This window comes from Asaia sp. VD9 (assembly GCF_037150015.1).
Taxonomy (GTDB): Bacteria; Pseudomonadota; Alphaproteobacteria; order Acetobacterales; family Acetobacteraceae; genus Asaia.
The window spans coordinates 104,952-117,095 of sequence record NZ_JBBCQM010000005.1 but is presented as its reverse complement, the minus strand read 5'-3'; the positions used below and the strand labels follow the sequence as shown (position 1 = coordinate 117,095).

Genomic DNA, 12,144 nt, shown 5'->3' with positions numbered 1-12,144 from the left:
ATGGACACCTAATCAAAAGCGCGGCATCGAAGGCATCTGAGTTCAAGCTGTTGCACTAATACAGCAGTGCAACAGCAATCTTTCAGATGAGGTCTCGATGAAGAGTGAAATCGAAAACAGCCTGATTGCCCTGCTCAAGGGCGTGCAGCATTTCGACGACGAAGTCTACGAAGAGCATCGCGAGCTTTTCGAAAGTCTTGCCGATGGCCAGTCGCCTTCCACCCTGTTCATCACCTGCTCCGATAGCCGTATCAACCCGAGCATGATCACCCAGACCGCGCCGGGTGACCTGTTCATTGTGCGCAATGTCGGCAATATCGTCCCGCCGCATGGCGAAATGCTCGGTGCGGTTTCCTCCGCCATTGAATACGCCGTGCTCGTGCTCAAGGTTAAGCATATCGTTGTTTGTGGTCACTCGAATTGTGGCGCGATGGGCGCCTTGTGCGATCTGAACAACCCGAAATTCGATGCGATGCCCACAGTAGCGCGTTGGCTGCGTAATGCCGAAGCAGCTCGCGCCGCTCTCGGCCCGCTGAAGGCCGAAGACGCGGGGCCGGAAACCGTCAAGGAACTGGCCCAGCAGAACGTACTGCTTCAGCTCGCCCATCTGCGCACCCATCCAGCCGTGGTCGGGGCCTTGGCCGCGGGCGAAATCGCCCTTCAGGGCTGGTTCTACGATATCGGTTCGGGTCAGGTCGTCGTGATCGACGAGCAGACCCGTCAGGAGCGCACGGTGCGCGATGTTCTGAGCGATCTTGGCGTCCAGGCCTGATTGGCTTTTGGGGCTGCTTCTGGCTGTCTGGGTCTTTGCCCCGTCAGCCGAAGCGTCTCCCCTCAAGATTGCCACATGGAATCTTGACTGGCTGATCCTGCCTGCCTCAGCGCGAGCAGACCTGCCTCCCAATATTCCCTCTCGTTCAGGCAGGGACTGGGCCGCCCTCACCGCGGAGGCGGCGCGTCTCGATGCGGATATCATCGCAGTCCAGGAAGTCGCCAATGAGGCTGCGCTCGCGCAACTCTTCCCGCCCCTGCTCTATCATCTCGTCCTGAGCCATGCGCCCATTGCGCAGAATCTCGGCCTCGCTCTCCGCGCGCCATGGCACGTGGTGGTCCAGCACGAACTCCGTGCGCTTGACCGCTCTCCCCAGCATGGAGGTCACGCCCTGAGACCGGGTCTTGATGTCGTCGTCAGTGATGGGAGCTATCGGCTCCGCCTCCTGGTGATCCATCTCAAATCCGGCTGCTGGGAGCGCAGCTGGACCGAGAGCCGACATGCCTGTCCTGTGCTGCGCGAGCAGATCGCCATCCTGTCGGACTGGATCGCCGAGCGCGAAGACGAGGGCGAGGCCTATGCGATTATCGGTGATTTCAACCGCCGACTCACCCTGCAGGATCCGTATTACCGCGCCCTGGTCGATGCGGCGCAGCCTCTTCTGGTCACTTCCGGGCTGGCCAGCCCCTGCGAAGGGGGCAGCTATTTCATCGATCACATTCTGCTCGGAGGGCAGGCCCGGAACTGGCTCATTTCCGGCAGCCTGCGCGTGATGCTCCCGCCAAAGTCCACGCCGGCCTTCGTTTTATCCGATCATTGCCCGGTATCGGTGCGTCTCTCGCCACGCTGATCCAGGGCGCTGGCTCGATTGTGCATCGGCGCGGCGCTGGCCTATGATCTGCGTCATCATCGGGAGGGGGGATCTGGTCATGCGCTATCGTTCTCTGGGACAGTCGGGGCTGATTGTCTCGGAACTCGGGCTTGGCTGCAATAATCTGGGGGGGCGTGTAGACGCTTCGCGCTCCGCCCGTCTCGTCTCATGCGCGCGGGATCTCGGGATCACACTCTTCGATGTGGCTGATGTCTACGGACGGCGCGACGCGCATGCAGGTGCGTCGGAAGAGGCACTCGGCGCAGCGCTCGAGGGTCATCGCGCGGAGGTGGTGGTCGCCACCAAATTCGGGATGAAAATGTGCGAGGGCGACGATCCTGCGGGACGCGCATCCGGGGCGTCGCGCCGCTATATCGTGACGGCGGTCGAAGCCAGTCTGCGCCGACTGAAAACAGACTGGATCGACCTCTATCAGCTTCATTGTCCTGACCCGCGCACCCCGCTGGAGGAAACCCTGCGTGCGCTCGACGACCTCATCCGCAGCGGCAAGATACGCTATGCAGGCGTGTCCAATCTCCCCGCCTGGCAGATCGCCGATGCCTGCCATATTGCCCGACGGGAACGACTCTCGGGAATCATCGCCTGCCAGGATGAGTTCTCCCTGCTGGAGCGCGGCGCCGAGACCGCTCTCATCCCGGCGTTAAAGCAGTTTGGCCTGGGACTCCTGCCCTATTTCCCCCTCGCCTCCGGTATGTTGACGGGTAAGTATCAACGCGACACCGCCCCGCCGGAAGGATCACGCCTGGCCGCCTGGACTTATCTCCAGGAGCGCTACCGGTCGGACGCTGTCTGGTCATTCATCGAGGGTGCGCAGGCGCTCGCAACCCGCCACGACCACAGCCTCTCCGATCTCGCCTTCCAATGGCTGCTGCGCCATGACGTAGTGGGAAGCGTGATCGCCGGAGCCACAAGCGAGGAGCAATTGCTGCAGAATGCACGATCCTGCGCACTGACCCTGGACGATGCGATGAAGGCTGAACTGGATGCGCTGCTTGCCGCGGAAAGGAAGCCCGCATGAACCCGATAAGCGCCCCCTGGCCAGTTACGAGCCTCGCAACGGCCCTGAGCATCACCTGCCATCCCGCCCCGGTTCTGGATGATCCCGATCTCGAGGCCGCGATCGAAGCGCAATGGCACGACGCACTCAAGGCGCATCCGGGGCTCTATAATGGCCGCGTCTTCTGCCTCTCCTCTCTTTCCCCAGATGCTCTCTCCGGTTTCTGGTGCGAATATCGCTGGGTTCTCGCCCAGATGCGGGCGCCCGAACTCGCGGCACGTCTCAATCTACGCTCCCTGGCCGTCACGGGACTGCTTCTCTGCCCGGACGGCGTCGTTCTGGGGCGACGCAATCCGAACTCCCTGTATCTGCCCGGGTATTGGCAGGGCGTTCCCGCTGGCAGTGTCGAAGCGCGGGAGGACGCCGACACCGTGGACCTCGGCGCCCAGCTTCTGGCCGAGCTCGACGAGGAAGTCGGTCTGTCAGGCGCGGTTACCCTGAGCGGCCCCCTGCTCGCCTGCGAGCATGATCACACGCATATTGTCGATCTTGGCTTCATGATCCGCACCGATCTGTCTTTCGCCGCCATCAGAGCGGCTTGGCAGGCGCGCGCCAATGACGAATACGATCAGATTGCCTGTCACGAGAGGCATCTGGTTGCCTCGCTTTCGGGCCATGTCCTGCCGACCACGAAAGCCATGCTGGAGCGTCTTGACCCATGAGTGCCTATCGTCCCCTCACGGCCTCCGGGCTGATCGACACGCTCGCGGCTCTCCCTTCGGTGTCGGCCATACTGGGCGGCAATACGGCGGATTGGGGTGCGCGCGAAGTCAGCGACGGAAATCTCAATACGGTGTTCATCGTTTCGGGGCCGCTCGGTAGCGTGTGCTGCAAGCAATCCCTGCCCTATGTCCGGGTTGATCCTTCCTGGGCCATGCCTCTGGAACGGACTCTGTTCGAGGCACGCTGGATGCAGCATGTAAGCCCGGCCGTCGGGCATCAGATTCCGACCCTCTATCATCTCGATGAGGGGTTGTTTCTGATTGTGATGGAAAATCTCGCGACGCATCACGTCTTGCGCGGAGCGCTGATCGCAGGATTGGCGCCGGCCGGCTTTGCGGCGCGCATCGGTGAATTTGTCGGTCATGCGAGCTTTGCGACTTCATGGCGTGCCATGCCGTTCGAGGATGTACACGCCATGCGCGATATCTTCTCGCGCAATCTGGCCCTGACCCGGATAACCGTGGATCTGATCCTGACGGATCCCTATCGTCGCGACTGCGCGCGCAACCACTGGATCAGCCCGGCCCTCGACGATCTCGTGACCGCGATTCAGCAAGACAGCGCGCTTCACGCTGCGGTGGAACGCCTGCAGGAGCGCTTTCTTTCCTGCGGTCAGGCCCTGCTTCATGGCGACCTGCACACGGGCTCTGTCATGATCTGCGGCGATGATGTGCGCGTGATCGATGGGGAATTCGCCCTTTACGGACCAATCGGCTTCGATCTGGGTATGTTCACGGCCAATCTGATCATGAATGCGTACGCACAGCCCGAGCACGACGCGTGGATGCGTGACGAGATTGCGCTGCTCTGGTCCGGATTTCGCCACGCCTATCTGGAACGTTGGGAACAGAGCGGCGCGCGCGGCGATGTGGGGTCACTGTCGCGCCCAACAGTCTCGTCCGCCGAGCGCACAAGATTCTTCCAGCAGGTCATGCATGATTGCGCGGGATTTGCCGGTCTGGAACTGGTTCGCCGCACCATCGGCTTCGCGCAGATTGCCGATTACGAGGCCAGTCAGGACCGGGAGCAGGAAGTCGAGGCAAGGCGCCGTGCCCTGATCACGGGGCGTGCGCTCATTCAGCGAGCCTTTCAGATCGACAGCCCTGAGGCCTTACTGGGCATGATCTGACGTTCCTGATGTGGCGCGGCACCGCGCCGCATCCCCAACTGGTCAGGCCCGTCGATAGGCCCGATCGAACCAGACGAGACCGTTCGCCTCATCGCGATTGAATTCGGCGCAGAGCGGCTCGACGAAGAACACAGTATGGGTACCGATCTCCTGCGTCAGGCTGACACGGCACTCCAGCGTTACGAGCGCGCCCTGCAGAACGGGCATCCCGATCTCGCCCTTTCGCCAGATGCCTGAGGCGAAGCGTTGCTCCATGGAGTAGCGGGACGACCCGAACAGCCCCGAGAGGGCCTCCTGCTCATGGGCAAGAACATTGATGGCGAGCAGGTTGTTGCGCACTAGATGAGCATGGGTTGTCGCCGAGCGATTCACGCAGACGAGCAAGGTGGCAGGATCGTCGGAAACACTGCACACCGCCGAAGCCGTGAAGCCACAGCGCCCCTCTTCACCATCAGTCGTGATGATGGTTACGGCGCTTGCAAGGCGCGCCATCGCGTCACGAAAGAGTTCCTTCGACAAGGGGGGGCGGTCAGGCATGGCAGAGGCTCCAGACAGATTGGCCAGCGGCGATTGGACATCCGGTATGCGGCAATGGGCTATCGCTGCAAGAGGATGGACGCAACTTGTTCATTGCGGGCGCAGTTTAGCGCCTTGCCCAAGACACGGTTTCCTGAGATATAAACACACGATCATCGTGGATAGATTATATTCCACACTGTGAAAAGCTTAATCGGGGCGGGAGCGACCATGAAAAGGGCGATACGCATAGGCGCTGGCGAGGCACTCGTGCTGACGGCCAACAGATTGCTCGACGGACTTATCGTCTGGCGCGATGCCAGTGGCGCCTGGCAGCGATCGATCACGCATGCGGCAATCCTCCCGCCGGAGCTTTACGAGTCGACACTCGAAATTGCCACGAAATCGGCACAGGATGATGGTGTGGTCGGAGTATATGAGGTGGTGGTCCGACCAGGGCCGGTCGCCCAGCCGGTGAGCGTGAGGGAGCGGATCAGAGCGTTTGGCCCTACGGTTCATCCGCAATTTGCTACGGAGTTGGACGCATGAACGCGCCTGTCGGTCACTACCAGTATCAGACGGCGGACCGTGAGTTTCTCGCCTCACGCATCTCGGAATTCGAAGGTCAGGTGCAGCGACGCCTGAGCGGTGAATTGAGCGAGGATGAGTTCAAACCCCTGCGCCTGATGAATGGCCTCTATTTGCAGCTTCACGCCTATATGCTGCGCGTGGCCATTCCCTATGGCGTTCTGGACTCGCGTCAGATGCGCAAGCTTGCCCATATCGGGCGTCGTTACGACCGCGATTACGGCCATTTCACCACGCGCCAGAACATCCAGTTCAACTGGATCCGTCTGGAAGACACACCGGAGATCCTGAGACAGTTGGCCGACGTGGATATGCATGCAATCCAGACCAGCGGTAACTGCATTCGTAACGTTACCTGTGACCAGTTTGCCGGGGCTGCGGCTGACGAATTGATGGATCCCCGTGTCCACGCCGAGATCCTGCGTCAGTGGTCTACCCTGCATCCCGAATTCACGTTCCTTCCGCGCAAATTCAAGATCGCCATCTCGGGCAGCCCGCAGGATCGCGTCGCGGCGCGCTTCCACGATATCGGCATTCTTGCCCGCCCCGGAGAGCACGGACCGCTCTTCCGCATCTTTGTAGGCGGTGGACTGGGACGTACGCCGCTGGTCGGGCATGAACTCTTCGATTCAGTAGCCGAGCCGGACCTGCTCATGACCCTTGAGGCGATCCTGCGCGTCTATAACGCGTATGGACGACGCGATAACATCTACAAGGCGCGTATCAAGATTCTGGTGCAGGCGCTCGGGATCGACGGTTACCGCAAGGCGGTAGAGCACGAACTCTCGCGTATGGACCCCGCCCATTACCGACTTGCGCCGGAAACGGTCGACGCCATTCGCGCGCGTTTCGCCGCGCCCGACCTGAGCGCCGAACCGCAGGCAGAAGCCGTGCTCAGGCGCGATCGCGCCGCCGATCCTGACTTTGACCGCTGGGTACGCAGCAATACTCATCCGCATTTCGCCCCCGGTCGTATTGCCGTGACGGTATCGATCAAGCCGGCTGGCGGCATTCCGGGCGACGCCACCTCGGACCAGATGGACCGACTGGCCGATCTGGCGGACCAGTATTCCTTCGGGGAGCTGCGCATCACCCATTTGCAGAATGTTGTGCTTGCCCATGTGGCCCAGGATCGTCTGCATGCGCTCTGGCAGGCCTTGGTCGCCATCGGTCTCGGTGATGCCAATCACGAACTGATCGGCGATATCGTCGCCTGCCCCGGGCTCGATTACTGCGCTCTTGCCAACGCGCGCTCCATTCCGATCGCACAGAAGTTGAGCGCGCGCTTTGCCGATAATGCTCTGCAGGAAGAAATCGGCAGGCTCCGAATCAATATCTCGGGCTGCATCAACGCCTGTGGCCATCATCATGTCGGTCATATCGGCCTGCTCGGTGTCGACAAGCGTGGCGAGGAATTCTTCCAGATCACGCTTGGCGGTCGCGATGATGATCTGTCGCGCACGGGCGACATCCTTGGGGCCGCCCTGCCGGAAGATGACATGGTCGATGCCATTGCCCGCATCGTCGATCGTTATCTGAGTGTGCGGGTCAAAGGAGAGGCCTTTCTGGACACCCTGACACGTCTTGGCGATACGCCGTTCAAGGAAGCCGCTTATGAAACAGTTTGAGCTCGGACCGGCGCGTCATCCCGCCCCGCCGACGCTGGAGATCGTCCCTGTTGCCGAAATGACCGAGGCGACCCGCGCGATACGCCTCACGCCTGATTTTGATGTCGAGACCCTGGAAACAGCGCTCGATCATCTCGATCTGATCATCGTGACCTTCCCGATCTTTCGTGACGGACGCGGTTTCACGCAGGCACGGGCCCTGCGCGAGTATTACGGCTTTGCCGGTGAGATACGGGCCGAGGGTCATCTGATTCCGGATCAGGCCCAGTTCCTGCGGAGTTGCGGCGTCGATTGCGTCCTGCTCGGGGATGACGTGGATGAGACGCCCTGGTTACGCGCCCTTTCGCTCTTTCCTGTTACTTATCAGGCTCGATTGGGCCTGCGCTAAGGCCGTTGCCCGATATAAGTGCCGGGGTCGCTCCTGTCCCCGGCTTCTCACCCCCTCTGCTGCGCGGACCGCCCATCAATCAGAGCCATACAGATGATCGTATCCGGGGACGCGCAGACGCACGTATCACGTCGCGTCTTCCCCGACCCCAAGGGCAGGAATAGCGCGTTTCAGAAGCGGTAATTTGCCCAGCCGGCAAAAAAATCCGAGCTTGTATAACCGGCGCGCGTGAGCGCAGGTCCAGCCTGTAAATGCTCGTAGCGTCCAGTGAACGTCAGGCGTGGCGTCCAGGTGAAGACCGCCTGAGCGCGCGTCGACTGGGCCACACGGCGCGCGCGCGTGTTCTGTGTACCTGCAAAGGCTGTCCCGTTGGCGCGATACACGGCATCGAGCACGGTCGCACGCCAAGCAAATTGATGCTCGATCGTCAGACGCAGACTTTCCAACGGAGAAACAGTGATATTCGGCGCCAGGGCCACAAGGTTCGTCGGGGTCAGAAAAAGCTGGTAGCTATAATAGATGTTATTGCCGAACGGGGCGAGCGCATTGCGCATTGTGCCCTTTCCGAACGCGCCGCCACCACTGGCATAATCGGCATGAAAACCGATACGCGGCGATGTGGGCGCCTTGCCCAGCCGATAAGTCTGCGCAAGAAAAAACTGCCAGGCCGCGATCGTGCGCCCGTCGTAATGGCCGCCCTGATAATTGCCGACCCAGTCGATCGTCAGCCGCTGTACATCCCCCCAGAGCCTGACCCCGTAATACATCCGGTCCTCACGCGCCGGGCCTGTGCCCCAGACCGCACGCCTGTTGCGCAAACGCCATACGAAGGGATCGAGGTAAAGCTTGGATTTACCGAGAAAATCCTTGGGGATCACCAACCCGCCAGTGCCGCCGGAGAAGCGGATCCCGCGATCCACCACATCATCGCGTACACCTCCGCGACCGAGGCGCGTATAGCGGAAATCGAAGAAATCTCCCCTGATCATACGGCCGCGCACCCAGAAACGCGTTCCGTTGAGCACGAAGCGGAGCGTGTTGTTATCCCGCTGCGACGTCATGAGATTGGCGCCGTCCGTGAATTCCTGGCGGCCATAGCGCGCGCCGATGTTCACGGCTTTCAAGGGCGCGTCAGCCTCGGCAAAATATTGCTGAAGCACGAGCTTGTTGCGCATCGAGGCTGCGGGAGTTCCGATATTGGGGCCGGAAATGCCACCGTGAGCGAGTTCGCCGAAGGCACGGAAATAGCGTGTGATATGTAGATCCGCCCCTCCCACAAGCCGCATGATGTCCTGCCTCTGGCGTGGCCCCTTACGCAGATTGGGGTTGCTCGTCTGGTTGAGCCGCAGTCGCATTTCACCCGAAAACGTCAGATAGATGTTCTGGGAGCGATTGAGCGGCAGGAATTTGAGTCGATCGAGAAAGTCACGACGGTTTTTCGCATCGCGCATCTTCGTCCAGTCCTCGGCCCAGCGCGAGAGGTTGTAGCCCGACGTCGTAAGCCCGTCCCCCGCTGCGGGAGCAGGATAGGCACTGACCGCCGGTTCGGCAGGCGCGCGTGTCTGTGATGTCGGATCGGGAGCCGGGTTATGCCCCTGGGCCAGTGCCTGGCAGCCCGGTGTCAGCATACCAAGCGCCAGCACACCAAGCGCCGTGCCGCAATATATGACGCGCCGCGTCCGGAAAGACTGGGGGAAAGAGAACCAATCTGGCATGACACGTGTCCCAGGTGATCACTCAGGAATGACGGGCGGCGCTGCCAGACCCGATTGCTCGCCACGCAACGCCAGAGCGAGCTTGCTACGGTCCAGAACGCCCTCCCACCGTGCGACGACAATTGTCGCGACGGCATTGCCGATGAAGTTGGTGAGGCTGCGGCATTCGCTCATGAATCGATCGACACCAAGAATAAGCGCGATCCCTGCGACAGGGATCGTCGGCAGGATGGACAATGTCGCAGCAAGGGTGATGAAGCCCGCCCCCGTGACTCCGGCCGCGCCCTTCGAAGACAGCATGGCCATGCCCAGCAGCAGGATCTGCTGCCCGAAGCTGAGATGAATGTCATAGGCCTGCGCGATGAACAGCGCAGCGAGCGTCATGTAGATATTCGTTCCGTCGAGATTGAACGAATAGCCCATGGGCACCACGAGCCCGACGATGCTTTTCGGGCATCCAGCGGATTCCATTTTTGCCATCAGGCTGGGCAGCGCGCTCTCAGAGGAAGACGTGCCGAGAACCAGAAGCAACTCGGCGCGCAGATAGGCGATCAGACGAAGGATCGAGAATCCGGCAAGGCGACCGACAATGCCGAGAACGACGAAGACGAACAGGAAGGCGGTCAGATAGAAGGTGACAACGAGCGTGGCGAGATCGGCCAGGCTCGAAGCCCCGTATTTGCCCACTGTGAAGGCCATGGCACCGAACGCACCGATCGGAGCCGCCTTCATCAGAATGGCGACAATACGGAACGCAACCGCCGAAATCTCCTCCAGCACATCATAGACGCGCGCGCCGCGCTCGCCCATCAGCGCCAGACCGATACCGGTCAGGATTGCGACGAAGAGGGCCTGTAGAATGTTTCCGGTCGTGAGCGCAGAGACGAAGGTATCGGGTATGATATTGAGAACGAACTCAGTGATGCTGCTCTCATGAGCCTTGCCGATATAGCCTGCGACGCTTGCTGCGTGCTCACCGGCACCCCCGATTTTGGCGTGGATGCCCGCCCCTGGCCTGATCACATTGGCCGTGATCAGACCGACAACGAGAGCGAAGGTCGAGAAAAACAGGAAGTAACCGAATGTCTTGCCCGCTACACGCGCAACGGCACGCAGATCACGCATGCCTGCAATACCGGTCACGATAGTAAGGAAAATGACAGGCGGAATGATCATCTTCACGAGACGAATGAAGCCGTCTCCGAATGGCCGGAGCGCCTGCCCTGTCTCGGGAGCGAAGTGACCGATAAGCGACCCCGCCACGATCGCTGCCAGAACCTGAAAATAGGTGTGGCGCCAGAAGGGCTTGCGATGCTCCGCTGGTGCGGCCTCGCTGGGTTCCGGAAAGGTCGGATCTAGTTTCATATGGGCCCCTGCTTTCCGATCGCTTCCAGATAAATCAAGATTACAAAACTGTAATCACGAATGCACTAAACAAAGTCTTGCAGAAGGCAAAAGCACATTTTGTTGACGAGATAAATCGCCGAATGGTCCAGTTCGACTAAAGACACAAAAGGAGGCGACACAAAAAGAAATACCCGGCCTCAAGCCGGGTATTTCTTGCAAATGCTTCGCATGGTTACCGTGCAGGCACGGCCTGAGCCACGTCAAACACGACGGCCGCCAGGCCCTGCCTATCGGTGACTGGCCGAGCGCGTGACGGGGCTCCGGCCTGATACTTGCGTCGCGCCTCGAACCCGTGTGAGACCCGGCCCCGAAGCTCCGGCCTTACAGCTCGGGATGGTCTGAAGCAAAGGCTGCGGCGGCGCCAAAGAGACCAGGCTGGGGATGGGTGATGATCTTGACCGGCATGTCGCCCATCATGCTCTCGAAGCGGCCTTTGGCCACAAAACGCTCGGCAAATCCGGAATGCGGGAGGCGATCGGCCACGCGCAGCCCGAGCCCGCCCGCAATCACGACACCCTGGGCGCGATGCGCAAGGGCCAGATCCCCCGCGACGGCACCAAGAGAGAGGAAGAAGCGCTCGAGCGCCGCAGCCGCCATCGAATCACGCCCCTCCATCGCCATTTCCCAAAGCGCCTTGTTATCACGCATGGTGATCGGCAGGCCCTGCATTTCGGTGATGGTTTCATAGATATTGGTCAGGCCGGGTCCAGACACGATACGCTCCGCCGAGACACGACGGAAACGGCGACGCAGGGCACGCAGGATCTTGTCCTCGAACTCGTCCAGCGGCGCAAAATCGATATGCCCCCCTTCGGTTTCGATGACGAAATACTGGCCCTTGCGGCGAAGCAGGCAGGCAGCACCGAGGCCGGTGCCCGGACCAACGATCGTCGTCGTGCCTTCGGTGGGGAGCGGCCGGTCCGGCCCGCACAGATGCTCAAGATACTTGTCGTCGATCTGGGCCACAGCATGACCCACGGCGCCAAAATCATTGACGAGGGTAAAGTCCTCCAGATGCAGACGCTCTGCCAGCATGGCCGGCTGAATGATCCAGGGGTTATTGGTCATCTTGAGCGTTTCGCCCTGGATCGGACAGGCAATGGCCATGCCGGCATAACGGGGCAGAGGATGATCCAGTGTGCGCCCGAAAGCCTCCCAGGCAAGAGCCAGACTTGCATGATCTGCCGTACGGAGGGTTGTTGCCTCGCCCAGCTCGACAACACGGCCCTGATCGACCTTGGCGATCGCAAAACGTGCGTTCGTTCCGCCAATATCGATAGTGACAATATCCTGCATCGCTTGCTCCAGGGTGCCGGGAGCAGCCTCTGG

At 60.8% G+C, this 12,144-nt stretch carries 12 protein-coding genes; 8 read left to right on the top strand and 4 right to left on the bottom strand.

Annotated elements, in window-relative coordinates:
- Window positions 1-97 precede the first annotated feature (97 nt).
- The 5 genes from WFJ47_RS08270 to mtnK all read left to right on the top strand — a co-directional run bounded on the left by WFJ47_RS08270 (window position 98) and on the right by mtnK (window position 4,573).
- The gene (locus WFJ47_RS08270) at window positions 98-772 is read left to right on the top strand and encodes a carbonic anhydrase (RefSeq protein ID WP_336762222.1); all 675 of its coding nucleotides are present in this window, start codon (window positions 98-100) and stop codon (window positions 770-772) included.
- Window positions 756-1,622 (top strand): endonuclease/exonuclease/phosphatase family protein, encoded by an 867-nt coding sequence (locus tag WFJ47_RS08265; protein WP_336762220.1) that lies wholly within the window; start codon window positions 756-758, stop codon window positions 1,620-1,622. The genes WFJ47_RS08270 and WFJ47_RS08265 overlap by 17 nt, the downstream gene beginning before the upstream one ends.
- 79 nt (window positions 1,623-1,701) lie before the next feature.
- The gene (locus WFJ47_RS08260) at window positions 1,702-2,682 is read left to right on the top strand and encodes an aldo/keto reductase (protein WP_336762218.1); all 981 of its coding nucleotides are present in this window, start codon (window positions 1,702-1,704) and stop codon (window positions 2,680-2,682) included.
- Entirely contained in the window at window positions 2,679-3,383 is a 705-nt protein-coding gene (locus tag WFJ47_RS08255) for a hypothetical protein (protein WP_336762216.1), read from the top strand. Before WFJ47_RS08260 ends, WFJ47_RS08255 begins: the two co-directional genes overlap by 4 nt.
- Window positions 3,380-4,573 (top strand): S-methyl-5-thioribose kinase, encoded by a 1,194-nt coding sequence (gene mtnK / locus WFJ47_RS08250; RefSeq protein ID WP_336762214.1) that lies wholly within the window; start codon window positions 3,380-3,382, stop codon window positions 4,571-4,573. The genes WFJ47_RS08255 and mtnK overlap by 4 nt, the downstream gene beginning before the upstream one ends.
- A gap of 42 nt (window positions 4,574-4,615) precedes the next feature.
- On the opposite strand, the gene WFJ47_RS08245 is transcribed toward mtnK, so the two are convergent.
- A complete protein-coding gene (locus WFJ47_RS08245) occupies window positions 4,616-5,110 on the bottom strand; it encodes a flavin reductase (RefSeq protein WP_336762212.1) in 495 nt (164 codons plus the stop codon).
- A 210-nt stretch (window positions 5,111-5,320) separates the two neighbouring features.
- Between WFJ47_RS08245 and WFJ47_RS08240 the strand changes: the two genes are divergently transcribed.
- The 3 genes from WFJ47_RS08240 to WFJ47_RS08230 are packed head-to-tail and all read left to right on the top strand — an operon-like array spanning window position 5,321 to window position 7,693.
- Entirely contained in the window at window positions 5,321-5,638 is a 318-nt protein-coding gene (locus WFJ47_RS08240) for a DUF2849 domain-containing protein (protein WP_336762210.1), read from the top strand.
- The gene (locus WFJ47_RS08235; RefSeq protein WP_336762208.1) at window positions 5,635-7,305 is read left to right on the top strand and encodes a nitrite/sulfite reductase; all 1,671 of its coding nucleotides are present in this window, start codon (window positions 5,635-5,637) and stop codon (window positions 7,303-7,305) included. Before WFJ47_RS08240 ends, WFJ47_RS08235 begins: the two co-directional genes overlap by 4 nt.
- Complete coding sequence (locus tag WFJ47_RS08230; RefSeq protein WP_127102202.1) at window positions 7,292-7,693, top strand: DUF934 domain-containing protein; 402 nt, start codon at window positions 7,292-7,294, stop codon at window positions 7,691-7,693. Before WFJ47_RS08235 ends, WFJ47_RS08230 begins: the two co-directional genes overlap by 14 nt.
- 170 nt (window positions 7,694-7,863) lie before the next feature.
- On the opposite strand, the gene WFJ47_RS08225 is transcribed toward WFJ47_RS08230, so the two are convergent.
- The 3 genes from WFJ47_RS08225 to glk form a co-directional block, all read right to left on the bottom strand.
- Complete coding sequence (locus tag WFJ47_RS08225) at window positions 7,864-9,408, bottom strand: alginate export family protein (RefSeq protein ID WP_336762205.1); 1,545 nt, start codon at window positions 9,406-9,408, stop codon at window positions 7,864-7,866.
- A gap of 18 nt (window positions 9,409-9,426) precedes the next feature.
- The gene (locus tag WFJ47_RS08220) at window positions 9,427-10,773 is read right to left on the bottom strand and encodes a dicarboxylate/amino acid:cation symporter (RefSeq protein WP_336762203.1); all 1,347 of its coding nucleotides are present in this window, start codon (window positions 10,771-10,773) and stop codon (window positions 9,427-9,429) included.
- Between the two features lie 363 nt (window positions 10,774-11,136).
- Window positions 11,137-12,111 (bottom strand): glucokinase, encoded by a 975-nt coding sequence (gene glk, locus WFJ47_RS08215; RefSeq protein WP_127102205.1) that lies wholly within the window; start codon window positions 12,109-12,111, stop codon window positions 11,137-11,139.
- Between the last annotated feature and the right edge of the window lie 33 nt (window positions 12,112-12,144).